26 protein-coding genes are annotated in these 25,067 nt (G+C 69.5%); 8 read left to right on the top strand and 18 right to left on the bottom strand.

Annotated features, from left to right (window positions below; genetic code table 11):
• Window position 1: 1 nt before the first annotated feature.
• From A5730_RS24420 to A5730_RS16535, 7 genes are all read right to left on the bottom strand, one after another.
• Entirely contained in the window at window positions 2-103 is a 102-nt protein-coding gene (locus A5730_RS24420) for a 30S ribosomal protein bS22 (RefSeq protein WP_003402602.1), read from the bottom strand.
• Window positions 104-252: 149 nt separating this feature from the next.
• Window positions 253-507 (bottom strand): cell division/environmental response transcriptional regulator, encoded by a 255-nt coding sequence (locus A5730_RS16560; protein ID WP_067902532.1) that lies wholly within the window; start codon window positions 505-507, stop codon window positions 253-255.
• A 140-nt stretch (window positions 508-647) separates the two neighbouring features.
• Window positions 648-1,523 carry a pyrroline-5-carboxylate reductase gene (gene proC / locus A5730_RS16555; protein ID WP_197285988.1) on the bottom strand — a complete coding sequence of 292 codons (876 nt, stop codon included), beginning with the start codon at window positions 1,521-1,523 and terminating at the stop codon, window positions 648-650.
• A gap of 27 nt (window positions 1,524-1,550) precedes the next feature.
• A complete protein-coding gene (locus A5730_RS16550; RefSeq protein WP_067902529.1) occupies window positions 1,551-2,393 on the bottom strand; it encodes a thioesterase family protein in 843 nt (280 codons plus the stop codon).
• A 15-nt stretch (window positions 2,394-2,408) separates the two neighbouring features.
• Window positions 2,409-3,251 carry a sugar phosphate isomerase/epimerase gene (locus tag A5730_RS16545; protein ID WP_067902527.1) on the bottom strand — a complete coding sequence of 281 codons (843 nt, stop codon included), beginning with the start codon at window positions 3,249-3,251 and terminating at the stop codon, window positions 2,409-2,411.
• Window positions 3,252-3,275: 24 nt separating this feature from the next.
• On the bottom strand, window positions 3,276-4,196 hold the full coding sequence (locus A5730_RS16540; protein WP_067902524.1) for a hypothetical protein: 921 nt from the start codon (window positions 4,194-4,196) through the stop codon (window positions 3,276-3,278).
• On the bottom strand, window positions 4,193-5,209 hold the full coding sequence (locus A5730_RS16535; protein WP_067902522.1) for a Ppx/GppA phosphatase family protein: 1,017 nt from the start codon (window positions 5,207-5,209) through the stop codon (window positions 4,193-4,195). Before A5730_RS16535 ends, A5730_RS16540 begins: the two co-directional genes overlap by 4 nt.
• A 119-nt stretch (window positions 5,210-5,328) precedes the next feature.
• Between A5730_RS16535 and A5730_RS16530 the strand changes: the two genes are divergently transcribed.
• Window positions 5,329-6,123 (top strand): hypothetical protein, encoded by a 795-nt coding sequence (locus A5730_RS16530; protein ID WP_067902519.1) that lies wholly within the window; start codon window positions 5,329-5,331, stop codon window positions 6,121-6,123.
• Here A5730_RS16530 and A5730_RS16525 read toward each other — a convergent pair.
• Window positions 6,086-6,838: a FadR/GntR family transcriptional regulator gene (locus tag A5730_RS16525; RefSeq protein ID WP_067902517.1), complete on the bottom strand. Its 753-nt coding sequence runs from the start codon at window positions 6,836-6,838 to the stop codon at window positions 6,086-6,088. The two genes, A5730_RS16530 and A5730_RS16525, sit on opposite strands and share 38 nt — an antisense overlap.
• A gap of 43 nt (window positions 6,839-6,881) precedes the next feature.
• Here A5730_RS16525 and A5730_RS16520 point away from each other — a divergent pair, with 43 nt between their 5' ends.
• Genes A5730_RS16520 through A5730_RS16510 form a run of 3 tightly spaced genes read left to right on the top strand, consistent with a single transcriptional unit; the run spans window position 6,882 to window position 10,011 of the window.
• Window positions 6,882-7,838, top strand: a complete 957-nt coding sequence (locus A5730_RS16520; RefSeq protein WP_067902514.1) for a hypothetical protein — start codon at window positions 6,882-6,884, stop codon at window positions 7,836-7,838.
• Window positions 7,835-8,164 (top strand): hypothetical protein, encoded by a 330-nt coding sequence (locus A5730_RS16515; protein ID WP_067902512.1) that lies wholly within the window; start codon window positions 7,835-7,837, stop codon window positions 8,162-8,164. The genes A5730_RS16520 and A5730_RS16515 overlap by 4 nt, the downstream gene beginning before the upstream one ends.
• A complete protein-coding gene (locus A5730_RS16510) occupies window positions 8,161-10,011 on the top strand; it encodes a GMC family oxidoreductase (RefSeq protein WP_067902509.1) in 1,851 nt (616 codons plus the stop codon). The genes A5730_RS16515 and A5730_RS16510 overlap by 4 nt, the downstream gene beginning before the upstream one ends.
• Before the next feature lie 31 nt (window positions 10,012-10,042).
• On the opposite strand, the gene A5730_RS16505 is transcribed toward A5730_RS16510, so the two are convergent.
• Together A5730_RS16505 and A5730_RS16500 are read right to left on the bottom strand one after the other, a co-directional pair.
• Window positions 10,043-12,979, bottom strand: a complete 2,937-nt coding sequence (locus A5730_RS16505; protein ID WP_067902505.1) for an RND family transporter — start codon at window positions 12,977-12,979, stop codon at window positions 10,043-10,045.
• Window positions 12,976-13,398: an MmpS family transport accessory protein gene (locus A5730_RS16500; RefSeq protein ID WP_197506279.1), complete on the bottom strand. Its 423-nt coding sequence runs from the start codon at window positions 13,396-13,398 to the stop codon at window positions 12,976-12,978. Before A5730_RS16500 ends, A5730_RS16505 begins: the two co-directional genes overlap by 4 nt.
• 483 nt (window positions 13,399-13,881) lie before the next feature.
• On the opposite strand from A5730_RS16500, the gene A5730_RS24415 reads away from it, so the two are divergent.
• On the top strand, window positions 13,882-14,091 hold the full coding sequence (locus A5730_RS24415; protein ID WP_082946867.1) for a ferric uptake regulation protein: 210 nt from the start codon (window positions 13,882-13,884) through the stop codon (window positions 14,089-14,091).
• Window positions 14,092-14,114: 23 nt separating this feature from the next.
• On the opposite strand, the gene regX is transcribed toward A5730_RS24415, so the two are convergent.
• From regX to A5730_RS16470, 6 genes are all read right to left on the bottom strand, one after another.
• Window positions 14,115-14,798 (bottom strand): two-component sensory transduction protein RegX, encoded by a 684-nt coding sequence (regX, locus tag A5730_RS16495; protein WP_036352187.1) that lies wholly within the window; start codon window positions 14,796-14,798, stop codon window positions 14,115-14,117.
• Window positions 14,795-16,015, bottom strand: coding sequence for a cell wall metabolism sensor histidine kinase WalK (locus A5730_RS16490; protein WP_156745837.1), 1,221 nt, complete (start codon window positions 16,013-16,015; stop codon window positions 14,795-14,797). The genes regX and A5730_RS16490 overlap by 4 nt, the downstream gene beginning before the upstream one ends.
• A 152-nt stretch (window positions 16,016-16,167) precedes the next feature.
• Complete coding sequence (locus A5730_RS16485; protein ID WP_067902496.1) at window positions 16,168-16,917, bottom strand: phosphoglyceromutase; 750 nt, start codon at window positions 16,915-16,917, stop codon at window positions 16,168-16,170.
• Window positions 16,918-16,965: 48 nt separating this feature from the next.
• Window positions 16,966-17,493, bottom strand: a complete 528-nt coding sequence (locus A5730_RS16480; protein ID WP_067902492.1) for a YbjN domain-containing protein — start codon at window positions 17,491-17,493, stop codon at window positions 16,966-16,968.
• Entirely contained in the window at window positions 17,490-18,791 is a 1,302-nt protein-coding gene (mshA, locus tag A5730_RS16475) for a D-inositol-3-phosphate glycosyltransferase (RefSeq protein WP_231994698.1), read from the bottom strand. The genes A5730_RS16480 and mshA overlap by 4 nt, the downstream gene beginning before the upstream one ends.
• 29 nt (window positions 18,792-18,820) lie before the next feature.
• Window positions 18,821-20,134: an ROK family transcriptional regulator gene (locus A5730_RS16470; protein ID WP_067902488.1), complete on the bottom strand. Its 1,314-nt coding sequence runs from the start codon at window positions 20,132-20,134 to the stop codon at window positions 18,821-18,823.
• Window positions 20,135-20,307: 173 nt separating this feature from the next.
• Here A5730_RS16470 and A5730_RS16465 point away from each other — a divergent pair, with 173 nt between their 5' ends.
• Complete coding sequence (locus A5730_RS16465; RefSeq protein ID WP_067902485.1) at window positions 20,308-21,057, top strand: SDR family NAD(P)-dependent oxidoreductase; 750 nt, start codon at window positions 20,308-20,310, stop codon at window positions 21,055-21,057.
• On the opposite strand, the gene A5730_RS16460 is transcribed toward A5730_RS16465, so the two are convergent.
• Window positions 21,041-22,414: an Ig-like domain-containing protein gene (locus A5730_RS16460; RefSeq protein WP_197506285.1), complete on the bottom strand. Its 1,374-nt coding sequence runs from the start codon at window positions 22,412-22,414 to the stop codon at window positions 21,041-21,043. The two genes, A5730_RS16465 and A5730_RS16460, sit on opposite strands and share 17 nt — an antisense overlap.
• A gap of 21 nt (window positions 22,415-22,435) precedes the next feature.
• The gene (locus tag A5730_RS16455; RefSeq protein ID WP_067902480.1) at window positions 22,436-23,533 is read right to left on the bottom strand and encodes a UDP-N-acetylmuramate dehydrogenase; all 1,098 of its coding nucleotides are present in this window, start codon (window positions 23,531-23,533) and stop codon (window positions 22,436-22,438) included.
• Between the two features lie 26 nt (window positions 23,534-23,559).
• Here A5730_RS16455 and A5730_RS16450 point away from each other — a divergent pair, with 26 nt between their 5' ends.
• Window positions 23,560-24,084 carry a DUF2505 domain-containing protein gene (locus tag A5730_RS16450; protein WP_067902478.1) on the top strand — a complete coding sequence of 175 codons (525 nt, stop codon included), beginning with the start codon at window positions 23,560-23,562 and terminating at the stop codon, window positions 24,082-24,084.
• A 25-nt stretch (window positions 24,085-24,109) separates the two neighbouring features.
• The gene (locus A5730_RS16445; protein WP_067902475.1) at window positions 24,110-24,931 is read left to right on the top strand and encodes a carbon-nitrogen hydrolase family protein; all 822 of its coding nucleotides are present in this window, start codon (window positions 24,110-24,112) and stop codon (window positions 24,929-24,931) included.
• Window positions 24,932-25,067 lie beyond the last annotated feature (136 nt).

The following is a 25,067-nucleotide window of genomic DNA, read 5'->3' as shown; positions in this document are numbered from 1 at the left end:
CCTACTTACCGAGTTTTCTGCGCTGCACCCGAGTGCGGCGCAACAACTTGCGGTGCTTCTTCTTCGACATGCGCTTGCGCCGCTTCTTGATTACTGAACCCATGAACTCCGCTATCTGACCCGTGACCTGCTTGCTCCGATTGACCCGGACACTTTACCCGGCGGGACGCACCGAACACCAAACCGGCGTCGGCGCCCGCCGCGGAGCGCATGGCCGGCCGCGCGCGCAGTCAGCGGGCGGCCGGTTTCGTCTCAGCCCGCGTCGAAGTAGGACGTCTCCAACATGTCGTGCACCGCCTTGGCGTGCACGCGGAAAGACCGCCCGACGCGGACCGCGGGCAGCTCGCCGTTGTGCACCAGCCGGTACACCGTCATCTTGGAGACCCGCATCAACGCCGCCACCTCGGCGACGGTCAGGAACTGTGTCCTGCCCGGCTGGCCCTCGCCGGAACCGGTGTCCCGCTTACCAGCAGAATCGCGCGCCGATGGCCCGTTCGTAGACGTCATCGCAACCCAATCGTGTCAGGCACCCGCAATGCCAGCGGCTTCCCCTCCGCTGGCACCCACACGTGCATACAAAGAGGAGAATAGCGGGACTAATGGGGTTACTGGTACTGGTGGGGGACAATCAGTTCAAAAATCTTGGATTACTCCGATGTAATTCTTAGCTGCTCAGAGCGCATTTTGGCGGCCTGAACCGCCGCATCCACGGCCGCCCGCAGGCCGCCCCGTTCCAGTTCGCGCAGCCCGGCGGCGGTGGTTCCGCCGGGCGAGGTGATGGTGGCCCGCAGCTGGGTCGCGGTGGCGTCCACCCGCAATCCCGGCGCCTCCCCCTCGGCCGGTCGCCGCTCGGCGTCCATCCGTTCCAGCAGCATGGCCGCCGACCCGGCCATGGTCTGCGCGGTCAGGTCGGTGGCCACCTCGCGGCTCAGGCCCGCGGCCACCCCGGCGTCCACCAGGGCCTCGACCATCAAGAAGAAATAGGCCGGGCCCGACCCGGAAAGCGCGGTCACCGCGTCCATCTGGGCTTCCGGCACGGTCAGCACGCCGCCGACGGAGTCGAACAGGGCCGAGACCCCCTCGAGCTGCGGGACGGTGACGAACCGGCCCTTGGCCAGGGCGGTCACCCCCGCGCCGACCAACGCCGCCGCGTTGGGCATGGCGCGCACCACCGGCGTCCCGGCGGGCAGCTTCGACTCGAAGTACGAGAGGCCGATTCCGGCCGCGACGGTGACGAACACCTGCTCGGCGCTGTCGGTCTCGGCCGCGGCGGCCGCCTTGGCCAGCTCCGCCATCACCGGCTCGACATCGCCCGGCTTCACCGCCACCACGACGAAGGACGCGTTCTCCACCGCATCGGCCACCGAGGTGATCAGCACCGAATAGGTGGCGGCCAGATACTCGGCGCGCTCCGGGACCCGCTCGGCCACCACCAGGTCTTTGACCTGCCGGCCCGCGCGCAGCAGACCCGACAGCAGTGCCTCCCCGATGCTGCCGCCACCGATGATCGCGATTCTTGCCATGCCCGACAGCATCGCAGACACCGGCGGCTACCCGGCGGCAGGGACCAGCGCCAGTTGGCGGGCCTGCACGACGAGGCGGCCCAGACTGTCGACGACGGTGTGGTCCTCGTCGAACCAGTCATGCCCGATCTCGGTGCAGGTCGCGATGATCCGGAGCCACCCGTCGGCGGGCAAGCCGCGCAGGAAGGCGGTCAGCTGGACGGTGGGCGCCCAGCCGGTGCGCTCCACCGCGAAGGTCACCGGCGCGGACAGGTCCCCGCACATCAGCGCGAACAGCGCGTCCGGCGCCACGCCCCGGGGCCGCGCCCACATCTGGATCACCGGCGGTCCCCCGTCGGCCGTCGGCCCGAGCGTCGACAACACCGGCCGCACGTCGCAGCCCTCGCCGAGGTGCACCAGGCCGGCCAGCGGGTGGCCGGGCCCGATCGGCGCGATGTCGTCGGGCGGCTCGGGCGCCATCAGGTCCACCACCGGGTTGGCCGACAGCAGCGGCTTGGCGTCACCGTCGGGCGGAAAGTGCTCCGGCTCACCGAGGTTGACCACGGCGTGCACCGCGGTGCGGTCGTCCTGGGTGAGCTCGACGTCGACCACGCTGATCCGCCGGCCACGCTTGCGGATCGAGGTCACCAGCCGCATCGGCCCCGGGTCGGGGGCCCACAGGAAGCTCGCCGACACCGCGACCGGCTGCTGGATCGCCTCAAAGCCGGCCGACGGGCCGCCGCAGGCGCTGCGGGCGGCGTTGGCGCACAGCGCCAGCATCGCGCCGCCGTGCACCTTCGGACCGATGGTCCAGTGCTTGTTGAGCTCGCCTTCAAAGACGCCGGGGTCAACCTCCCGCAATGCCATCGCGGTGGTGAATAACGCGTTCATGGTCTCCTGGATTGATCAGCGCAGCAGGTGCGTGCGGGCGAACTGCAGCGATTCGGCGAGCATGCTTTCGCGCTCGTTGGCCGAACGCGCGCTGGACGTGGACACCTCCAGGATGACGTGGCCGCCGAAGTGGCTGCCGGCCAGCATCTGGCAGACCTCCGCGGTGGGCTGGGTGCCATGCCCGGGCACCAGGTGCTCGTCGGCGGGCAGGCCGCTGCCGTCGCACAGATGCAGGTGGACCAGGCCCTCGCCCATCCGCTGGGCCATGTCCAGCGAATCGCTGCCCGCGGTCGCGGTGTGGGACAGGTCCAGCGTGTAGTGCGCGTGGTTGCCGTCCAGCGGGTCGTAGGAGGGCGCAAACGCCGAGATGGCCGGGCCCGGGCCGCCGCCACGCCGGCGCATCCGCTCCAGCGATTGGCCCGATCCGAAGAACCGGTCCGCGCGGAACGGGAACATGTTTTCCACCGCGACCATCACGTCGCTCGAGGCCTCCAGCGCCGCGACCTGCTCGCTGAAGCCCTCGGCGTAGCGCCGCTGCCAGCGAAACGGCGGGTGCACGACGACGGTCTGCGCGCCGAGCTGCTCGGCGGCGCGCACGCTGCGGTCCAGCTTGGGGATCGGGTTGGCGCCCCACACCCGTTGCGAGATCAGCAGGCAGGGCGCGTGCACGGACAGCACCGGTACCCGATAGCGCCGGGACAGTTTGGCGATGGCGTCGATGTCCTGGCTGACCGTTTCGGCCCACACCATCAGCTCGACCCCGTCGTAGCCGAGCCGGGCGGCGTACTCGAACGCGGCCTCGGCCCGCAATGGGTACACCGAAGCCGTTGAGAGTCCGACTTTGATAGCTGGGCGCAACGGTCTGTGTGGTCCCGGGTCCGCCTAGCCCGACTGCAGCGACAGCGCCAGGGGGCCCAGGGTGATCAACGCCCCCACCGCGACCGCGATCAACGTGCTGGCGATGTCCTCGGTCTTGCGCACCACCCGGACGCCGACCACCAGGCCCAGGATCACCAGCACCGAGAGCACCAGGGCCACGATGCTGTTCCAGCGCCACAACTGGTCGAAGGCGACGAACAATCCCGCGCCGAAAGCGACGGCCAGGATCGACTGGAAAACGACCAGGCTGCCGCGCCAGATCCCCTCGAACCGGCCCGGTGCGTGGGTGTCGGTGGCCGCGTCCGCGTGCCTCGTCTCGTCGAGGTCCTCCTCGGGCACGTATCCGGCGGCCAGCGGGTCGACGTCCTCCTCGGCCTCGTCGGTCTCGGTCTGCAGGTAGGAGCGCACGTACGCGGAATCCTCCTGCGCGGTTTCGGCCTCGCGCACCTCCGAATCCATTACGTCGACCGGGAGGTCGCTGTAATGGTCCAGCGGGTCGGGATTCATGTCCTCGGCGCCGGATTGGCCGGTGCCGTTCGTCGCCTCGGCATGGCTCAGCGGGCGCGGGTACTCGCTGCGCTCCGGCCCGGACGGCTTCTTCGGCTGCGACTTGGGCCAGCGCGGCTCCGGCTGCGACCAGTACGCGCTGGCGGGCTTGGCTTCGGTTTGCTGCTGCGGGGCGGCGGCGACGGGTTCGGCGCTGGGCTGCTCGGCGAGGCGGGGGTCCTCGTCGTCGTCCCGGATGACCGGAATTTCGCCGGTCAGCTCCGCGACGGTCACCGCGTCGCTGTCACCGCGCCGTCGGCGGCGCCGCCCGGTGACCGCCGGGGCGCCGATGGTTCCATTCCTGGCCAGAAGTTCGGCCACCGAGATCGGCCGAGTGCCCGCGCCCTCGGTCTCGGTCTCGGAGTGTGGTCCGGTCATGCTTTGTCGCCTCTCGATCGGTTGCCGTCCCGATCACCTGCCTGGCCTCCAGCATCGCGCACGGATCGCTTCATGAGGGGCGTTCCGTCGGCTTCGCTGTCGAGTTTGCGCAAGATGAGACCTTCCCGTAATGCCCACGGGCAGATATCCACCGATTCGATCGACAGCGCTCGCATACTCGCCTCCGCCACCAGCGCACCCGCCACGATCTGCGGCGCCCGCTCGGCGCTCACTCCTTCCAGTTCTGCCCGGTCGGCGGTCGTCATCCTAGAGATGAAAGATATGAGTTGCCTGAGGCCGTTTGCTGTGAGCGTCCGCTTCACCCGCGGCCCGTCGGCCGACGGCGCCGCACCGGTGAGCCGCGCCAGTGAGCGAAACGTCTTCGACGTCGCCACCGCCAGGTCCGGAGCGCCGGCTTCCAGCAACGTCACGGCGGACTCGGCGAGCTCGGCGTCCAGCCAATCGCGCAGCATCCCGACCCGGCGCCGCCCGGGTGGGTCGTCGGGCAGCCACTCGCGGGTCAGCCGGCCGGCGCCCAGCGGCAGCGACAGCGCCACCTCCGGCTCCTCGTCGACGCCGCTGGACATCTCCAGCGAGCCGCCGCCGATGTCGAGGTTGATGATCCGCCCCGCGCTCCACCCGTACCAGCGGCGCACCGCGAGGAAGGTCAGCCGCGACTCGTCGACCCCGCTCAGCGCCTCCAGCTCGACGCCGGTTTCCTTGCGGACGCGGGTCAGCACGTCGTCGGAGTTCACCGCGTCGCGCAGCGCGGAGGTCGCGAAGGCCATCAACTCGGCGCAACCGGAGCTGTCGGCGATCTTGGCGAACTCGTCGATCGTGGAGATCAGCTTCTCGGCGCCGCGCTTGGTGATCTTGCCCGAGCTGTCGATCGACTCGGCCAGCCGCAGGGTGGCCTTCGTCGAACTCATGGGCGTGGGATGCCCACCACGGTGCGCATCAACCACCAACAGATGAACTGTGTTGCTGCCCACGTCGAGAACGCCCAATCGCACGGAAAACAACCTAGTCGGATATGGGCGGACCTCGCGTGCGGCCCGCAAAGGAAGTTGCCGACGATGTTCGGTCGGGCCCCGAGTGTCAGCGGGTCGAAGAGCCGGATGCGTCGTCTAACGTGGACGCCGTGGCGAATTCCTACCCTGAGCCGGGACACGAGGTCGAGCTGGACTTCGCCCGTGAGTGGGTGGAGTTCTACGACCCGGACAATCCGGAGCACCTGATCGCGGCCGACCTCACCTGGCTGCTGTCGCGGTGGACGTGCGTGTTCGGCACCCCCGCCTGCCACGGCACGGTGGCGGGCCGCCCGGACGACGGCTGCTGCTCGCACGGGGCGTTCCTGTCTGACGACGACGACCGCGCCCGGCTCGACGACGCGGTGAAGCACCTGACCGACGACGACTGGCAATTCCGCGAAAAGGGCTTGGGCCGCAAGGGATACCTGGAACTCGACGAGCACGACGGGCAGGCCCAGTACCGCACCCGCAAACACAAGGACGCCTGCATCTTCTTGAACCGGCCCGGCTTCCCCGGGGGTGTCGGGTGCGCGCTGCACAGCAAGGCCCTCAAGCTGGGCGTCGCGCCGCTGACCATGAAGCCCGACGTCTGTTGGCAGCTGCCGATCCGGCGCAGCCAGGAGTGGGTGACGCGGCCCGACGGCACCGAGATCCTCAAAACCACTGTCACCGAATATGATCGGCGCGGCTGGGGTTCCGGGGGCGCCGACCTGCACTGGTACTGCACGGGTGATCCGGGCGCCCACGTCGGCGCCAAGCAGGTGTGGGAGAGCATGGCCGACGAGCTCACCGAGCTGCTCGGCGCCAAGGCCTACGCGGAGCTGGCGGCCATGTGCAAGCGCCGCGCCAAGTTGGGCCTCATCGCGGTTCATCCCGCGACTCGCCTCGCGGAATAGCCTCGGTCTTGTTGTAGGACAACACCATTCGCTGCGCGCTGGCGTGCAGGTACGCCTCGACGGCCGCGGCGGCCCCCGCCTCGTCGCCCGCCAGCACGGCCTCGGTGATCGCGGTGAGCCCGGCCACCACCGGCGCGGCGTCGTCGTACGCCGCGGTGAGCTGGTGCTCCCGGCCGCCGAAGGCGTGCTCGACCCAGCGATAGAGCAACCCCAGCGCGCGGTTGCGGCTGTGGTGGATGAGCACCCGGAAGTAGGCGAGGTCGGCGGCCTGGCGCGCCGCCGCGCTGTCGGCCTCACCGACCGCGGCCAGCGCGGCGCGCAGCGCCTCGGCATCCTCGGGGGCGCGCCGTCGGGCCGCCGATCGCCCGATCAACGGGCCCAGCGCCGCCCGGATCTCGAACAGCTCCACCAAAAACTCCGGCCCCAGCTTGCGCACCAGCGCCTCGACCACCGCGGGGTGGGTGAGCCCCTGCGGGTCCGCGACCACGTTGCCGCTGCCGTGCCGGGCCTCGATCAGGCCCATCTGCTGGAGCCGGGCCAGGCCCTGGCGCAGCGACGTGCGGTTGACGCCGAGCTGTTCGGCCAGCTCGCGCTCGGGCGGCAGGGCCGAGCCCGGCGGAAACGCGCCGTCGAGGATCGCGTCGGTGATCGACGCGGCGATCTGTTCGTCGACGCGTTGGCGGTCCGGCGGACGCAGCGGATTTGACTGGTTCATTGGCTCAACCAATATAGTGGATTAACCCTCGGGAGGTTGAGCAATGGACGGCGACACGCAATCGGCGGCGAATCCACGCTGGCGCGGCAAGGCCGGCCGCCTGGAAGTCTGGTACGCCACCCTGTCGGATCCGGCGACGCGCGCCGGGCTGTGGGTGCACTGCGAGACGGTCGCCCCGCTCGCCGGCGCCGACGCCGCCTACGCGCACGGCTGGGCCACCTGGTTTCCGCCCGAGGGCCCGCCCCGCACCGAGCGGTTCGGTCCCGCCCCCACCCGGCCCGCCAGCGGGCCCTGGTGGTTCGACGCCGAAGGCGTCCGGGTGGGCGATCGCCAGCTCAGCGGACGCGCCGGGTCGCTCGCCTGGGACCTGGCGTGGACGGACACCCGCGCACCGCTGTGGACGTTCCCCCGCGCGGCCTGGGACCGTGAGGTGTTGCCGGGCGCCCAGGTGGTCATCGCCCCCACCGCCGACTTCACCGGCTCGCTGACCGTCGCGGGCACCGCGTCGCGCATCGACGGCTGGCGTGGCGGCGTCGCGCACATCTACGGGCACGGCAACGCCAAGCGCTGGGGTTGGGTCCACGCCGACCTCGGCAACGGCGACGTCATGGAAGTTGTTGCGGCGGTCTCCAATAGGCCGGGCCTGAACAAGCTGGCCCCGCTGGCGTTCGTGCGGTTTCGCATCGATGGAAAGGATTGGCCCGCAAGCCCTTTGCCGTCGCTGCGGATGCGGACGACCCTTGGCCTGGCGCACTGGCAGCTGGAGGGCCGCATCGGCGGCCGCCGGGTGCTGATCCGCGTGGACCAACCCGCGCAGCGGTGCGTGAGCCTGGAGTACACCGACCCCGACGGCGGAAAAGCGGTGTGCACCAACACCGAACAGGCCGACGTCCACATCGAGATCGACGACCGGCGGTGGTCGGTGCTGGGCACCGGGCACGCCGAAGTGGGCCTGCGCGGCCGCGCGGCACCCGAGGTCAACGAAAGGATCCTTTCATGAGCTTTCTGCTCGACCCACCGCTGCTGTTCGCCTCCGGCCTGCTCATCGAGCGGCGGCTGCCCGCCGAGCAGCGCGACGCCGCCGAGGCCGCCACCCTGGGCGTGTTCTTCGGCGGCTCGTTCGGGTTGTACAACAACGTCCCCGGGCTCGGGCTGCTGTGGCGGCCGTTCCGCGCCCGCAACGGCCGCGACTTCATGTGGAACAGCGGGGTTTTCCGCGTCAACACCGCAAAGGCGGACTGGCCCCTGCACGCGGCGGCCGCCGCCATCTTCGCCACCTATCCCTTCTTCATCAAGCTGGGCCGCCGGCTCGCGCGGACGACATGAGCCTGGTCGCCTCGTTCGGAACCGCCCTGCTGCCGCAGGAATACGGCGGCCCGACGCCACCCGAGCTGACCGGCCGTGTCGAGCGTTACCTGCGGCAGCTGCCGACGACATCACGCGTGGCCGTGCGCGCCGGGTTGTTCACGCTGGCCGCGGCGAGCTACGCCACCACCGGCCGGCCATTGTCGCGGCTCGGCCCCGACCGCCGGGAGCAGGTCCTACGCCGGGTCGCCGCGCTGAGTCCGGACGCCGGGGCGGCCGTCGAGGCCATGAAGGCGATCGTGTTGCTGGCCAATGGCGCGGAAACCTATGCGACGGAATTGATTTCGCATGCCGGCCAGCACGCGACGGCCCGGCCCGACGCCGCGCTGAACATCGTGTCGTCGGCCGATGAGACCTCCGTCGTCACCGCCGACGCGGTGATCGTGGGGTCGGGCGCCGGTGGAGCGATGGCGGCCCGCACGCTCGCCCGAGCCGGCCTGGACGTCGTCGTCCTCGAGGAGGGACGCCGGTGGACGGTCCAGGAATTCCGCACCACCCACCCGATCGACCGTTACGCCGGGCTGTATCGCGGTGCCGGCGCCACCGTCGCCCTGGGCCGCCCGTCGGTGGTGCTGCCCATCGGCCGGGCGGTCGGCGGCACGACGGTGGTGAACTCCGGCACTTGCTACCGCCCGCCGGCGGCCGTGCAACGGCGGTGGCGCAACGACTTCGGGCTCGCGCTGGCCGATCCCGACCGGCTGGCCGCGCGCCTGGACGACGTCGAACGCACGCTGCGAGTCGCCCCGGTGCCACTCGAGGTCATGGGCCACAACGGGCGCCTGCTGCTGGAGGCCGCCGCCACGCTGGGCTGGCGGGCGGCGCCCATCCCGCGCAACGCGCCGGGCTGCGAGGGCTGCTGCCAGTGCGCGATCGGCTGCCCCCGCAACGCCAAGTTCGGCGTGCACCTCAACGCGCTGCCCGAGGCGTGCGCGTCGGGCGCGCGGATCATCTCCCACGCCCGCGTCGAGCGGGTGCTGCACGGGCACGGGCGCGCACGAGGGGTGCGCGCCCGCCGGCCCGACGGCACCGCGCTGGACGTGCTGGCCGACACGGTCATCGTCGCGGCCGGCGCCACCGAAACGCCGGGGTTGTTGCGGCGCAGCGGCTTTGGCGCGCATCCGCGGCTCGGCCGCAACCTGGCGCTGCATCCGGCGACCATGCTCGCGGGCCGCTTCGAGGACGACGTCGTGGCCTGGCACGGGGTGCTGCAAAGCGCGGCGGTTCACGAGTTGCACGAGTCGCACGGCGTGCTCATCGAAGCGACCTCCACCCCGCCGGGGATGGGCTCGATGGTGTACCCGGGCTACGGCGCCGAGTTGCTCGGCTGGCTGGATGCCGCGCCCCGGGTGGCGACGTTCGGCGCCATGGTGGCCGATCGCGGCGTCGGCTCGGTGTCCACCGTGCGCGGCGAGACGCTGGTGCGCTACAACATCGCGCGCGCCGACGTCGGCAAGCTCGTGGTGGCGCTCGAGGCGATGGGCCGGCTGTTGTTCGCGGCGGGGGCGAGCGAGGTGCTGACCGGTTTGCCCGGCGCGATGACGGTGACGTCGCTGCCCGCCCTGCAGGATGCGCTGCGGCGCAGCGACCCGAGAAGCCTGCACCTGGCGGCTTTTCATCCGACGGGCACGGCGGCCGCCGGCGCCGACGATCAGCTCTGCCCGGTCGACGAGACGGGGCGGCTGCGCGGCGTGGACGGGGTGTGGGTGGCCGACGCCTCGATCCTGCCGAGCTGCCCTGAGGTCAACCCGCAGGTGTCCATCATGGCGCTGGCGCTGGGCGTGGCCGACGAGGCGATCCGCGCCCGCTGATCGCCCTCAACGCACGCCTGGTCTCTGCGTGCTACGTCTGCGCATCCCGCGCGACCGCGTGCCGCGGTTGGTACAGCAGCGCACGAACCAGCGGGCGCGGGCCGACGGACCGAAGCATCTGGCTCGCCGGACGGACCCGCACCCGCTTCGGCCACCAGAACCAGCGGCCCATCAGCGTCATGATCGACGGCGTGATCAGCGTCCGAACGACGAAGGTGTCGAACATCAGGCCGATACCGATCGTCGTACCGAACTGACCGATCGCCCGCAGATCGCTGGAGAGCATCGCGGCCATGGTCACGGCGAACACCACACCGGCCGCGGACACCACCGGGCCCGTCACGCCGACGCCGCGGATGAGTCCGGTGTTCAGGCCGGCCCCGATCTCCTCCTCGATCCGCGACACCAGCATCAAGTTGTAATCAGACCCCACCGCCAAGAGCACGATCAGCGCGAATTCCGTTGCCACCCAGTGCAACTGGAAGTGGCCCAAATGCTGCCAGATCAGCGTCGAGAATCCGAACGCCGCTCCCAGCGACAGCACGATCGTGCCGACGATGACGCCCGCCGCGACCAGAGCGCGGGTGACGATCACCATGATGATGAAGATCAGCACGATCGACGCCACCGCGGCGATCAGCAGGTCGTACCAGGCGCCGGTGGCGATGTCGTTGAATGTCGCGGCGGTGCCGCCGAGGTAGATGTCGGCGTTCTCCAGCGAGGTGAGCTTCAGCGCCTCCTTTGCCGCGTTGCGCTCTTGCTCGACGGACTTGATCCCTTCCGCGGTTGCCGGGTCCAGGGAGTGAGTGATGATGAAGCGCGCGGCCTTTCCGTCGGGCGACACCATCAGGCTCAACCCGAACTGGAAATCGGAGTTCTGGAAGATCTCCGGCGGCAGGTAAAACAGGCTCTCCACCCGAGCGTCGTTGAACGACTTACCCATCACAGCATTGGTGTCGGTGAGCCGGTCGAACTGGTCGATCAGACTGTCGAACGAGCTGTAGATGTTCAGCGTCGTATCCCGGATCGCCTTCGACACGGCGATGTTCTCCGGAATGATCGCCAACAATTCGCGCGTGGCCGCGGCCGTGTTGGTGAGATCGCCGGTGAGGGCGTGGAACTTCTCGGCGAGCTGATCAAACCCGTCCAAGGCATCGAACAGGCTACGCAGCGACCAGCAGATCGGGATGTCGTAGCAGTGCCTCTCCCAGTAGAAGTAGCTGCGGATCGGTCGCCAGAAGTCGTCGAAATCGGCGATGTGGTCGCGAATTTCGTCGGTGATGGCGGCGGTCTCCGCCGTGGTTTTTGCGCTGTCGTCCGTCGCGTTGGCGAGCTTCTGGGTGATCGCGTACTGGCGTTCCAGCAGGGAGATCTGGGTGTCGAGGAACCCGGTGATCTTCTTGATGTCGCCGACGCGGTCTCTCAGGTAGTTGAGGTTGTCACGGATCGGCGCGGTTTGCACGCTGAGCTGGAACGGAATTGACCCGTCTTCGATCGGTGGGCCAAGCGGTCGGGTGATGCTCTGCACCCGTTCGATGCCCGGCACCCGGAAGATGGCACCGGCAACCTTGTCCAGCACCAGCATGTCTCGGGGATTGCGCAGATCGTGGTCCGATTCGATCATCAGCAGGTCCGGGTTGAGACGGGCCTGGGTGAAGTGCCGATCGGCCGCGTCGTAGGCCTGCACCGAGGCGGCGCTATGCGGCAGGTAGTAGAGGTCGTTGTAGCGCGGGGTGAAGCCCGCGAGACCAAGGGCGCCAACGATCGCCAGGATGACGGAGGTCGCGAGGATGGGCGCCGGCCAGCGCACGATGGCCGTCGCCAGGCGGCGCCACCGGGTGTAGTTGAACTTGCGCTTGGGGTCCAGAAGACCGAAGCCACTGGCGACTGCGATGAGAGCGGGCGTCAGCGTGACCCCGGCCGCCACCACCACCAGCAGACCCACCGCGCACGGGAACGCCAGCGAACTGAAGTAAGGCAGCCGGGTGAACTTCAAGCAGGCCAGCGCCCCAACGATGGTCAGACCCGAGCCCAGGACCACCTTGCTGACACCGGCGAAGGTGTCGTAATAGGCGGCTTCCCGGTCCAGACCGCGTTCACGGCCCTCCTGGTAGCGGCCCACCATGAAAATCGCGTAATCGGTACCCGCCGCGATCGCGAGTGAGGTGAGCAGGTTCACGGCGAAGGTCGACAACCCCATGACGCCGGTTTCGCCCAGCAGCGACACCACGCCGCGGCCGGCCGCGAGTCCCACGAAGAGGATCACCATGGTCAGCAACACGGTGCCGATGGACCGGTAAACGAACATCAGCATGATCGCGATGATGACCACCGTGATGATGGTGATCTTGGCCAGGCTCTTGTCACCGACAACGATCACGTCGGCGGTCAGCGCTCCCTGGCCCGCGACGTATGCCTTGACGCCGGCGGGCGGCTTGGAGTCCGCGACGATCTTGCGCACCGCGGCAACGGATTCGTCGCCGACCGCCCCTCCCTGATCGCCTTTGAGGTTGACCTGGACGTAGGCGGCCTTATGGTCGTAGCTCTCCACACCTGAGGACGTGAAGCGCTGTCCCCAAAAGTTCAGCGCGTGCTCGACGTGTTCGTGGTCGGCCTGGATCTTTTTGACCAGGTCGTCGTAGAACCGGTGCGCGTCCTCGCCGAGCGGTTTATCACCGACCAGGGTGACTAGGACGAGGTTGTCCGAGTCGTACTCCTTGAACTTCTCGCCGATGTGCTTCATCCCGGTGACCGACGGTGCGTCGGACGGCGAGAGCGGAACGGAGATCTCCTCGGCGACCTTCTCCAACTGTGGGACGAAGACGTTGACGCCGACCGCGATCAGCACCCAGCAGACGACGATCGGCAGCGCCAGGACGCGGACGGCGCGAGCAATGCGCGGCTTGTGCTCGACTTCGGTGGGTTGTGCGACGGGTATTTCGTCGGTGTCGCTGGTGTTGTCGGTCATGCGGACTTGTCCAGGCAGGAGACCTGCGCATTGCGCGTCTCGGCTTGCCGTTGATCGACCAGTTTGCCGTCGACCGTGATCCGGCAGCCGATGGAGGGGCTGTCACCTTGCGCGACGACGTAGGCGAAGATGCCGGGCATCTGGGCGACGATCGTCGTCGACCACGGCAACGTGGTGAAGTTGGCCTTTTGCGGTTGCGCGTCGGCATCCATCCAGTTGACGACGCCGGTGGTCCCGGGTGGCCCCAGGATTTCGTAGACGGCGGTCTTGGCGGCGTAGGGCGGGGTCGCATCCCGCGGATCGGGCTTGGGCAGGCCGGGCCCCGGGAAAACGCCGTTGAGGCGGTCCACCGCGACGCCGCCGATGACCGACGCCACCACCACGACCAGGGGAACCCATGCCCGCTTGAGAAGCGTCAACACCGTTCCCCCCGATCACGGTCGACCAATGGGCTGATGCTAAGACAGTTCACCCGTTCGAGCATTTCGTCGCGCGCCACGGCTACCCCGAACGTCATGGCTGCCGAATTAATTCCTGCGGTGCGCAGTGTGTTCGGGGCCACATCGTCGCCCGGGCCCCGTGACCGCACCGCTTGCCGAAAGCCGCCTGGGGCCACTCGCCGATGCCGGCCGGCATCACAGCTCTGGAACGGCCTGCGCCGCAGTCGATTTCGCCGCCCAGTGCCGAACTTGCGCCTATTGGCCTGCCGCCCTGTCGAATTCATCGGGATGGCCGCACCGGTCGCCTCGAACCACGGCGCGGTCGACATCGGCCGACGGCCGAATTAGTTACAAAAAGTAATTCGCTGGCGCCGGCGATTTCCGGTTGAATTGCACACTTGGCGATGCCGCGAAATGCAGAAACGGGCAGCGACTGAGCGCCTCTGCGCGTACCCTGACGACATGGCTACCAAGGTCAGGACCTGCGTGCATTGCGGCCACACGTTCGATCCCAATGACCGGCCGCGCGACCTGTCCGACCCCGAGTGGCTTCCGGCCGCGTCAATTTATTGTTCGCATGAATGCAGCGATCAGTTCCATTGCGACATGTCGCATTGCTGCTCGACCCGTGCGAAAAAGAAGGGTCATCGCGAAGCCGCCAAGGCGCGATAAATCCGCGCTTTCGCCGACTCGGGCTAGCCCTCCAGCTTGTAGCCCAGCCCCCGCACGGTCACCAGGTGCACCGGGTTGGCCGGGTCCGCCTCGATCTTGGACCGCAACCGCTTGACGTGGACATCGAGGGTCTTGGTGTCGCCGACGTAGTCGGCGCCCCATACCCGGTCGATCAACTGTCCGCGCGTGAGCACCCGGCCGCTGTTGCGCATCAGGTACTCGAGCAGGTCGAACTCCTTGAGCGGCAACGTGATCGTGTCGCCGTTGACCGAGACGACGTGTCGCTCGACGTCCATCCGCACCGGTCCCGACTCGAGCACCCCGTCGCTGATCTCGGAGTCGTCGTCACCGCCACGGCGGAGCACCGCGCGGATGCGGGCGATCAGCTCGCGCGCCGAATACGGCTTGGTCACATAGTCGTCGGCGCCGAGTTCCAGCCCGACCACCTTGTCGATCTCGCTGTCCCGCGCGGTCACCATGATCACCGGGACGCCGGAACGGGCGCGCAACTGCTTGCACACGTCGGTCCCCGACATGCCGGGCAGCATCAGGTCGAGCAGCACGATGTCGGCGCCGGCGCGGTCGAATTCGGCGAGTGCGGCGGGGCCGTCGGTCACCACCGTGGCCTCGAAGCCCTCCTTACGCAACAGGAATGCCAGCGGATCGGCCAGCGACTCCTCGTCTTCCACGATCAAGACGCTAGTCATCGACTCAGTTCTTCCTCTCGTTGTGACCTGTTGGGCCGCACTTCACGGCCCTGCGGTGGCTCGGGTTCGTCGTCGGTGTCTTTGTAGGCCGGAATCGACAGCGTGAACGTGGATCCCGTCCCCGGCTTGCTCCACACCCCGATGCTGCCGTTGTGGTTGGCTGCGACGTGTTTGACGATGGCCAGGCCCAGCCCGCTGCCGCCGGTGGCGCGCGAGCGTGCCTTGTCCCCCCGGAAGAACCGCTCGAAGACTCGCTCCTGGTCTTCCAGTGCGATCCCGATACCGCGGTCGGTGACGGCGATCTCGATGTTTTCGCCGCGGCGGCGACGGCTGATCGAGACCGGTGAACCGGGCGGTGAGTAGGCGATCGCGTTCGACACCAGGTTGGCCAGCGCGGTGACCAGAAGCGTTTCGTCGCCCAGCACCCGCAAACCGCTGGGCGCGTCGGTGCGAATCTCGATCTGAGCGTTGTCGGCGGCCACCTTGTGGCGTGAAATGGCTTCCGCCACAACGGTATCCACGTCGACCTCGGTCACATTGGGTAACCGCTCGGCACCCTGCAGCCGGGACAGCTCGATCAGTTCGGCGACCATGTCGCCGAGCCGGTTGGCCTCGACGAGCACCTTCTCGGCGAACCGGCGGACGGTTTCGGAGTCGTCCGAGGACGCCAGCAGGGCCTCGGCGAGCAGGGCCATGGCGCCCACCGGGGTCTTCAGCTCGTGGCTGACGTTGGCCACGAAGTCGCGCCGCGTCGCTTCCATGCGCGCGTAGTCGGACTGGTCGTGGGCGAACACCACGGCGAAGCGGCGGTCTTCCTCGCTGAGCAGCCGCGCCTGCCCGTGCACCGCCAGGCCGGACCGGCCGGCCGCCCGCTTGGCCGGCCGCAGGTCGAATTCCACGTCGACGCCGCTCAGCGCCTGCTGCGCCGCTTCCCACGCCTGGTCGTCGAGCTGCCGGTCGCGCACCAGGCCGAGCTCGGCGGCCCGGTCATTGAGGTAGACGACGTCGCGGTGAGAATCGACCACCGCGACCCCCAGCGGCATCAGGGCGACGATGCGTTGCAGCATCTGCGCGACGGTGATCCCGGTCCAGTCCGGGCTCACGCGCTGCCTGCGGTCGGCCGCTTTCGACGACAGCCGGGTCCCGGCTGCAACACCTACGGCCAGCCCCAGCACGGACAAGACCCCGGCCAGCAACAGCGCCGAGAACACAGTCACATAGCAAATCCTACAAATCTTCGGAAACACCGCCCTAGCGGAACGAGGCCAAAATCGGACAAGTCACACTTTGCGCTTCAGGTGTTCCACTCCCGTTCACGTGATGTTCGGCAAACAGGCCTTCAAAAACTCCCGATGGGAGCGCTCGGCGGCTAGCGGCGGCCCTGGCTGGCAACCGCCGCGGCACCCGCCGCGGCCGCCTCCGGGTCGAGGTAGGTGCCACCCGGCACCACCGGCCGCAGGTCGCCGCCCAGGTCGTAGCGCAGCGGAATCCCGGTGGGGATGTTCAGCCCGACGACGTCGTCGTCGGACATCTCGTCGAGGTACTTGACCAGGGCGCGCAGCGAGTTGCCGTGCGCGACGATCAGCACCGTCTTGCCGCTGCGCAGGTCACCGACGATGACGTCGGTGAAATACGGCAGGAACCGGGCCACCACGTCGGCCAGGCATTCGGTCAGCGGGCCGCCGTCGATGTTGGTGTAGCGGGGGTCGGTGTCCTGGCTGAACTCGCTGCCCCGTTCGATCGGCGGTGGCGGCGTGTCGTAGCTGCGCCGCCAGGTCATGAACTGCTCTTCGCCGTAGCGGTCCTTCGTCTCGGCCTTGTTCAGCCCCTGCAGCGCGCCGTAGTGGCGCTCGTTGAGCCGCCAGCTGCGCCGCACCGGGATCCACAGCCGGTCGGCGGCGTCCAGAGCCAGGTGCGCAGTGGTGATCGCCCGGCGCAGCAGCGACGTGTAGAGCACCTCGGGCAACAGGTTGTGCTCGGCCAGCAGCTCGCCGCTGCGCACCGCCTCGGCCCGGCCCTTTTCGGTCAGGTCCACGTCGACCCAACCGGTGAACTGGTTGCTTGCGTTCCATTCGCTCTCGCCGTGGCGGAGCAGCACCAACGTGCCGGTATCTCCCATGCCGGCTAGCTTATTCGTCGTCTTCGTCGATACCTGCTCGACTTCTCCTCATCGCGCTTCGCGCTCTGCATCGTCGTCTTCGTCGATCAAATGGGCGAACGCCTCCAGGTTCTTCAGCGACTCCCCGCGCGACACCCGCCACTCCCACTCTTTCTGAATCGACGAGCGAAAACCCAACTCCAGCAACGTATTAAAGTCCGCATCCACCGCTTCGAGCACCTGCCCGAGCACCCGGTCGATCTCCTCGGCGTCCACCGATGCCAGCGACATGCGGCCCACCAGGTAGATGTCGCCGACCTTGTCCAGCGTGTAGGCCACGCCGTAGAGGCGACGGTTCCGCTTGAGCAGGAAGCGGTAGACACCCTCGTGGTTCTCGTCGGGCTTGCGGCACACGAACGCCTCGACGCGCACCGAATGCTCGCCGATGCTCAGGATGGTGTTGGTCTTGAGCCTGCGCTCGCCGGGCAGCGCCACCACCAGCCCCGACAAGCCACCGTGCGCGCCATCGTGTTTCGAGTACTCCAGGCCGCTGGCGCGCAGCGCGTCCTCGATGACGCGCTCGACGGTGGACGTCACGCGCCCACCCCGCGACGCTCGGCGGTGTACTCGCGAATCGCGCGGCGATAGCTGGCCAGCAGCGCGTCCGTGGTGTTATCCCAGGAGAACGTGGCCGCGTGCGCGGCTGCCGCGCGGCTCATCGCCTCGGCCTGCGGCGCGCTCAGGCGCAGCATCCGGTCCAGGGCGTCGGCCCACTGCCCGACCTCGTGGCCGGACACCAGCGTCCCGGTGACCCCGTCGCGCACGGCCACCGGCAGGCCGCCGACCGCGGCCGCCACCACCGGCGTGCCACACGCCTGCGCCTCGACGGCCACCAGGCCGAACGACTCCGAATAACTCGGCACGGCGACCAGGCTGGCGGCCTGGAACAGGGTGGCCAGGTCCGTGCGCGACTGCGGGGGCAGGAAGCTCACCCGCGCGGCGATGCCGAGCTCGTCGGCCAGCCGCCGCAGGCCGTCCGGGGAGGCCATCCCGCTGCCCGACGGTCCCCCGGCCACCACGATGCGCACGCCGGGCAGCCTGGCGGCGGCGCGCAGCACGATGTCGGGCGCCTTCAGCGGCTGGATCCGGCCGACGAACGCGACCACGTCCTCGTCGAGCGGCAGGCCCAGCGCGGCCCGGGCCGCCCGGCGATCACCCGGGCGGAATACCTCGAGATCCACCCCCGGGTGGACGACGTCGATGCGCGCCGGGTCGGCGCGGTGGATCGAAATCAGTTGCTGCGCTTCGTCATCGGTGTTGACGATCAGCCGGTCCGCCTCGTCGACCACCTGCTGCTCGCCGACCGTGCGCAGCGGCGGCTCGGGCGCGTCACCCACCGCCAGCGCCGCGTTCTTCACCGCGGCGAGCGTGTGCGCGGTGTGCACCAGCGGCACCGCCCAGCGGTCGCGGGCCAGCCAGCCGACCTGGCCGGACAGCCAGTAGTGCGAGTGCACGATGTCGTAGTAGCCCGGTTCATGCGACGCCTCCGCCCGCAACACCCCGGCGGCGAACGCGCACAGCTGGGTGGGCAGGTCGTATTTGTCCAGGCCTTCGAAGGGCCCCGCCACCACGTTCCGCACCAGCACGCCGGGCGCCACCCGCGCGACCGGGGGGTCGGCCGACGCGGTGGCCCGGGTGAAGATCTCCACCTCGATACCCCGCCGCGCCAGGTGCAACGCGGTTTGCAGCACGTAAACGTTCATGCCCCCGGCGTCCCCGGTACCCGGCTGGGCCAGCGGCGAGGTGTGCACCGCCAGCACTGCGACGCGGCGCGGTTTCAACCGGAAGACGTCATCGTGCCGCACTCTGTCATCTTTACAGGACGCCGCGCTCACCGGCCCAGCGCCCAGGACAGGGGTTCGCGCTAAGCGGAAGGCTCGTCGATGTCGCGCAGGCGCGGGCTCAGCGCCCCGGCGCGGCGCATCGCGCCGAGCGGATCGGCGTAGAGCCCGCCCAACGACACGGTTCCCGCGCCGGCCTCCTGCACCCGGTTGCCGAAGACGGTGACCCGGATGTCGCGCGGTGGCAGCACCGAGCGCTCGGCGAACGCCGCCTCCACATGCTCCATCGCCTCGGGATACTCGGTGAAGGCCTGACCGCCGACCACCAGCTCGTCGGGGTTGAGCATGTCGCGCAGCAACGCCACCGCCTCCCCGAGCACCCGCCCCCGCTCGTTCAGCAGTTCTTGGGCCGGCTGGTTGCCGGCCCGGGCCAGCCGCAGCAGGTCGGCGATGCCGGTGGCCGAGGCGTTGGCGCGGCCCGCGGGCACCGGAGGCAGGATCCGCAGCCGGCGGGCGGCGTCCAGCACCGCCTCGTCGCTGACCGTGGATTCCAGCTGGCCGGTGCCGCCGAGCAGTTCGGAGTGGGCGGGCAGCGCCGCGATGGTGCCGGGACCGCTGGCCGGGCAGTGCACCCGGCCGCCGATCACCAGCGCGTAGCCCACGGTCTCGCGGGCGTAGACGTACAGGCTGGTGGGCGAGCTGGGCACGAAGCGCCGCAACCCGAGCAGCAGCTCGGCCCCCGCCATGGCGTCGACATGTGAGGCCACCGAGACGGGCAGCCCGAGCGCGTCGGCCAACACCGGGCCGACGGGCGCCTGCCGCCAGCCGAGGCGCGGGTGATCGACGTGACCGGTGGCGCTGTCGACGGTGCCACCGATCGCGACGCCCACCCACAGCGGGCGGCGTCGATGCCAGCGCCGCAGGTAGCGGGCGGCGCTTTCGGCCAGCGAGGCAAGCGCGGGCCCGGCGGGGCTGAGCGGCGTCGGCGTCTCGACGGTGTCCAGCGTGCGGCCGAACAGGTCGGTGGCCACGATGCTGGTGGTCCGGGCGCCGACGTGGATGCCGAGCGTCACGAACGGTTCGTGGTTGACCTCGACCGGCACGCGGGGGCGGCCGATGGCCCCGGAGACGGCCAGGTCGGCGCGTTCCCGCAGCAGGCCGGCGTCGAGCAGGGCGATGACTTGGCGGTTGACGGTGGCGATGCTCAGCGAGGTGACGCCGGCGATGACGTCACGCCCGACGGGCCCACGCAACCGGACGGCCCGGAAGACCGAGGCCGCCGCCGAGTCGGCGATGTGCAGTGCCGGAGGCACGATCTGGCGGCGCACCGAGCGGTGGCCCTTGTAGCTGGCACGGCTGGGCGAATGATGAGTCTGGGTAAGGGTATTCGAGCGCACGAGCGTCCTTCTGTCCGATTTTTGTTGGCCGTCACTGGCCACACCTGAAAGTCAGGAGCGGCGAAGTGCGCGACAACAACACGCACCCGCCGCGCAAAGACACGCGGTGGTGGTGCTGGACAGGGCGCTGTGGTGCACCCCGAAAATTTAGCACGTTCACTAAGGTTGTTTCGATGGCTGGAAATGTCAGGAATGAACGGGTCGCGGTGGTCACGGGCGCCAGCTCCGGAATCGGCGCGGCGACCGCCCAGACCCTCGCTGCTCAGGGCTTTCACGTGGTCGCGGTGGCGCGCCGGGCGGACCGGATCAACGCCCTGGCGAGGGAAATCGGCGGAACGGCCATTGTGGCCGATGTCACAGACGACGCGGAGGTCGCGTCGCTGGCCGAGGAACTGAGCCGGGTGGACATCCTGGTCAACAACGCCGGCGGCGCGCGCGGGCTGGCACCGGTGGCCGATTCCGACTTCGAGCACTGGCGCTGGATGTGGGAGACCAACGTGATGGGCACGCTGCGGGTCACCCGGGCGCTGCTGCCCAAGCTCGTCGACTCCGGCGACGGCCTGATCGTCACGGTGACTTCCGTTGCGGCGCTTGAGGTTTACGACGGCGGCGCCGGGTACACGGCGGCCAAGCACGCCCAGGGGGCGTTGCACCGCACGCTGCGCGGCGAACTGCTGGGCAAGCCGGTGCGGCTGACCGAGATCGCGCCGGGCGCGGTGGAGACCGAGTTCTCGCTTGTCCGCTTCGGCGGCGACCGGCAACGCGCCGACGCCGTCTACACCGGCATCACGCCGTTGGTTGCCGAAGACGTCGCCGAGGTGATCGGATTCGTGGCATCCCGGCCCCCGCACGTCGACCTCGACCTGATCGTCATGAAGCCGCGCGACCAGGCCTCCGCGACCCGCTTTAACCGCCGGGGTTAGCCCCGGGGCTGGAAGTCGTGGCCGTCGTCGTGGGCGTCCCGGACAGGGACGGCGCGGTCGATGGCGTGGCCGGCGCGGTGACCGGGATTTGCGTTGACGGCGGGTGCGCAGTGGGCGGCGGGAGCGCGGACATGGCCACCCAGGTGTCCCAGTCGACGGCCCAGTCCCAGATGTCGCCGTCGGAGTAGGACAGCTGGATGGAGCTTCCCGTCACCTCCACCGGGTCGCCGTACATCGCGCTCTGGTAGTACTGCTCCGCGTCGCCGGTCGACAGGTTGATGCAGCCGTTGGTCACGTTGGTGTTGCCCTGCGCGCCCGCACTCATCGGATTCGCATGGATGAACTCGCCGTTGTTGGAGATCCGCACCGCCCAGCGTTCGTGCACGTGGCTGTAGCCGGCGGCGGGGTTGGACATGTAGAAGTCGGCGTACTTCTCGGTGACCACGTGGATGCCGTTGCGGGTGACGTTGCGCGCCTTGTCGGCCTCGCCGTAGCTGCACGGGAAGTCCATGATGACGCCCTCGTCCCTGACCACCTGGATGCGGTGCGACGAGACCTCGGCCTTGACCACCTGCCGGCGACCGATCTGGATGTTCAGCGAAATGTCGTCGGCCCCGTAGGCGCTGTCGCCGAACGGCAGGCCGTACAGCTTGGCGTCGACGTTGACGGTGGTGCCGGCCGGGTAGTACTCGCGGGTGCGCCAGTGCACGCGCGCCCCTCCGACCTCGTCGGGCAGCCACGCCCAGCTGCCCTCAACGGGCGGATTGGTGGTGACGGTCAGCGCCTTCTCGACGGCGGCCTTGTCTGCGATGGGGGCGTCGAACTGGATGATGATCGGCGCCGCCACCCCGACGGTCTGGCCGTCAGCCAGCTGGAACGACCCACCGATCTTCTTGGTGGGCGACACCGTGGTGAACTTGCCCGCGACCGGGATCGCCTTGCCGTCGTGCCCGACGGCCGAGCCGCTCCAGGTGTAGGTCGCGTCGTAGCCCAGGGGCTCGGTGGTGCTGTAGACGGTGCGATCGGAATTGAACTTGCCCGCCACGGCCTTGCCCGCGGAATTGGTCAGCGCGACGTGCTGGAACCAGCCGTCGGTGATCTCCACGCTGATCGGCGCGATGGGCACCACGTTCTCGGTCGCATCGGCCGGCTGGAACTTCAGCTTGGCGGCGGGCTGCTCCTTTTTCTCGGCCTGTTTGGCCGCGGGGCCGCCGCACGCGGCCAGCACGCTGGGGGCGAAAACCCCCAGTCCGAGGGTCGCCAGCGCCACGCGCCGGTTTACCGGCTGCGGATTGCGCGACGTGTTCACGAAAGTCAAAGATACCGGGGAAAATCCATCGACCCCGCCGCGACAAATCGGGGTCGGGGGGATTCGGAGCTACAGCCTGCAGCCGAGCAGGACCGGCTCCGGTTGCAATGTGACACCAAACACAGCGTGGACCCCGTCACGGATCGTGCGGGCCAGGGCGATCACCTCTTCCGCGGTGGCACCGCCGCGGTTGGTCAACGCGAGTGCGTGCTTGGTGGACAGCCGGCAGCGGGCCGCCGGATCGTCGGGGTAGCCCTTGGCGAAGCCGGCCCGCTCCACCAGCCAGCCGGCGGCCAGCTTGACGCCGTCCGGTGCCGGGTAGTGCGGCACCGGCCCGTCCACGCCCGCGGCCAGCCGCTCGTACGCCTCGGGGGCGACGACCGGGTTGGTGAAGAACGATCCCACGCTCCAGGTGTCGTGGTCGTCGTCGTCGAGCACCATGCCCTTGCGGCCCCGCAGCGCCAGCACCGCCTGGCGGACCTTCTCCGGTTCGGCGCGCTCCCCGCCGCTCGCGCCCAGCGCGTCCGCCAGCTCGCCGTAGCGCAGCGGCGCGCTGCGGCCCGACGGGTCCAGCGCGAACTCGACTTCCAGGACCACCCAAGGGGTTTCGTGGCCGGCCCGTTTCAACACGCTGGTGCGGTAGCCGAAGCCGAGCTCGGCGCCCGGCACCCAGCGGACCTGTCCGCTGCGGCGGTCCAGTATCCGGACCCGGGTGATGGTGTCGGCGATTTCGGCGCCGTACGCCCCGACGTTTTGCACCGGGGTCGCCCCGGCCGAACCCGGTATCCCCGACAGGCATTCCAGCCCGCCCAGGCCGCGCTCGATGGCGCGGACCACGACGTCGTCCCACACCGCGCCGGCCTCCGCGCGCACCACGTTGCCGTCGACGGTGATGCCGCTGTTGGCCAATCGCACCGCGGTGAGGTCGGCGTAGGTTTCGGCGATCACCAGGTTGGAGCCCCCGGCGAACACCAGGACCGGGGGTTGTTGTCCCCCACCGCTTTCGGCGTCCAGCTCCCGCAGCACCGCGACCACCTGTTCGGTGCTGGTGCAGGTGATCAGGCGGCGCGCCACCGGCCCGACCCGCAACGTCGTCAGCGGCGCGAGCGACACCGCTTCGGCGACATGCGCGCCGGCGAATGTCGAACCGGCATCGCTGGATTTCATGGCCCGTAACGGTAGCCTCACCTGCTATGCCGCGTTCATTCGACTTGTCGGCCGACTACGACGGCAGCGTTGAAGCAGTCCATCGCGCGTTCACGGACGAGACCTATTGGCGGGCTCGCCTGGCCGGATCCGGTGTCGACGTCGCCACCCTGGAGTCGATGCGGGTGGGTGGCGAAACGGGCGACGACGACACCGTCGAGGTGGTCACCGTCCAGGTGATCCACAGCCACAAGCTGCCCGGGATGGTCACGCAGCTGCACAGCGGCGACCTGCGCATCCGGCGCGAGGAGACCTGGGGCCCGGTCGCCGACGGGGCGGCGCAGGGTTGTGTCGTCGGCTCGATCCTGGACGCCCCGGTCAATCTGAACGGCACCGCCGTGCTGTCGCCGGTCGCCCGGACGGGCGGCGCCCGGCTGACCTTTCGGGCCACCGTCCAGGTCCGCGTCCCGATCATCGGCGGCAAGCTGGAGAATTTCATCGGCGGCCGGCTGGCCGAACTGATGGCCGCCGAGCAGCGGTTCACCACGGAGTGGATCGCCAGAATGCCTTGAGGGCGCCGCGCCTAAGCTGGCGGCCATGCGAATCGCGCTGGCGCAGATACTGAGCGGCACCGATCCGGGCGCGAACCTGGAGCTGGTCCGCTCCTACAGCGGCCAGGCCGCCGACGCGGGCGCCAAGCTGGTGGTTTTCCCGGAGGCCACCATGTGCCGCTTCGGGGTTCCGCTGGGGCCGATCGCCGAGCCGGTCGACGGTCCCTGGGCGACGGGTGTGCGGCGCATCGCGGCCGACAGCGGGATCGCGGTGGTCGCCGGCATGTTCACCCCGGCCGGCGACGGCCGGGTGAAAAACACGCTGATCGCGGCCGGCCCGGGCGGTCTGGACACGCATTACGACAAGATCCACCTCTACGACGCCTTCGGCTTCACCGAGTCGCGCACCGTTGCGCCCGGCCGCGAGCCGGTGGTGATCACGGTTGACGGCGTCCGGGTGGGGTTGACCGTCTGCTACGACATCCGCTTCCCGGCGCTGTACACCGAGCTGGCCCGCCGCGGCGCCCAGCTGATCGCCGTCTGCGCGTCGTGGGGCTCGGGCCCCGGCAAGCTCGACCAGTGGACGCTTCTGGCGCGGGCCCGCGCGCTGGACTCGATGAGCTACGTCGCCGCGGCCGGCCAGGCCGATCCCGGCGAGCCCCTCACCGGCTCGGGCGCGCCGACCGGGGTGGGCGGCAGCCTGGTGGCCTCGCCGTTCGGCGGCGTCGTGGCGTCGGCCGGCTCCGGGCCCCAGTTGGTGGTGGCCGACATCGACGTCGATCGGGTCGCCAAGGCCCGGGAGAGCATCGCGGTGCTGCGCAACCACTCAGATTTCGTTCAGCTCGATAGTGCAGAATCGGTCGGGTGACGAACCCACAAGGACCACCGAACCAGGACCCTTCGACGTGGGGCCGTCCCGGCAACCAAGGCCCGTTCGGCCAGCCCCCCACCGAGCGGCCGACCGAGCGGATCAACACCGGGGGCCCCGCCCCCGCGCGTCCCCC

Source organism: Mycobacterium sp. ACS4054, from assembly GCF_001667275.1.
Taxonomy (GTDB): domain Bacteria; phylum Actinomycetota; class Actinomycetes; order Mycobacteriales; family Mycobacteriaceae; genus Mycobacterium.
This window is presented reverse-complemented; position numbering and strand designations above follow the sequence as displayed.

What these genes read in the sequence shown, in the direction of transcription:
- A5730_RS24420 (WP_003402602.1), bottom strand. Translation starts at nt 103, where the DNA reads ATGGGTTCAGTAATCAAGAAGCGGCGCAAGCGCATGTCGAAGAAGAAG.
- A5730_RS16560 (WP_067902532.1), bottom strand. Translation starts at nt 507, where the DNA reads ATGACGTCTACGAACGGGCCATCGGCGCGCGATTCTGCTGGTAAGCGG.
- proC (WP_197285988.1), bottom strand. Translation starts at nt 1,523, where the DNA reads ATGGCAAGAATCGCGATCATCGGTGGCGGCAGCATCGGGGAGGCACTG.
- A5730_RS16550 (WP_067902529.1), bottom strand. Translation starts at nt 2,393, where the DNA reads ATGAACGCGTTATTCACCACCGCGATGGCATTGCGGGAGGTTGACCCC.
- A5730_RS16540 (WP_067902524.1), bottom strand. Translation starts at nt 4,196, where the DNA reads ATGACCGGACCACACTCCGAGACCGAGACCGAGGGCGCGGGCACTCGG.
- A5730_RS16525 (WP_067902517.1), bottom strand. Translation starts at nt 6,838, where the DNA reads ATGAACCAGTCAAATCCGCTGCGTCCGCCGGACCGCCAACGCGTCGAC.
- A5730_RS16520 (WP_067902514.1), top strand. Translation starts at nt 6,882, where the DNA reads ATGGACGGCGACACGCAATCGGCGGCGAATCCACGCTGGCGCGGCAAG.
- A5730_RS16515 (WP_067902512.1), top strand. Translation starts at nt 7,835, where the DNA reads ATGAGCTTTCTGCTCGACCCACCGCTGCTGTTCGCCTCCGGCCTGCTC.
- A5730_RS16510 (WP_067902509.1), top strand. Translation starts at nt 8,161, where the DNA reads ATGAGCCTGGTCGCCTCGTTCGGAACCGCCCTGCTGCCGCAGGAATAC.
- A5730_RS16505 (WP_067902505.1), bottom strand. Translation starts at nt 12,979, where the DNA reads ATGACCGACAACACCAGCGACACCGACGAAATACCCGTCGCACAACCC.
- A5730_RS24415 (WP_082946867.1), top strand. Translation starts at nt 13,882, where the DNA reads ATGGCTACCAAGGTCAGGACCTGCGTGCATTGCGGCCACACGTTCGAT.
- regX (WP_036352187.1), bottom strand. Translation starts at nt 14,798, where the DNA reads ATGACTAGCGTCTTGATCGTGGAAGACGAGGAGTCGCTGGCCGATCCG.
- A5730_RS16485 (WP_067902496.1), bottom strand. Translation starts at nt 16,917, where the DNA reads ATGGGAGATACCGGCACGTTGGTGCTGCTCCGCCACGGCGAGAGCGAA.
- A5730_RS16465 (WP_067902485.1), top strand. Translation starts at nt 20,308, where the DNA reads ATGGCTGGAAATGTCAGGAATGAACGGGTCGCGGTGGTCACGGGCGCC.
- A5730_RS16455 (WP_067902480.1), bottom strand. Translation starts at nt 23,533, where the DNA reads ATGAAATCCAGCGATGCCGGTTCGACATTCGCCGGCGCGCATGTCGCC.
- A5730_RS16450 (WP_067902478.1), top strand. Translation starts at nt 23,560, where the DNA reads ATGCCGCGTTCATTCGACTTGTCGGCCGACTACGACGGCAGCGTTGAA.
- A5730_RS16445 (WP_067902475.1), top strand. Translation starts at nt 24,110, where the DNA reads ATGCGAATCGCGCTGGCGCAGATACTGAGCGGCACCGATCCGGGCGCG.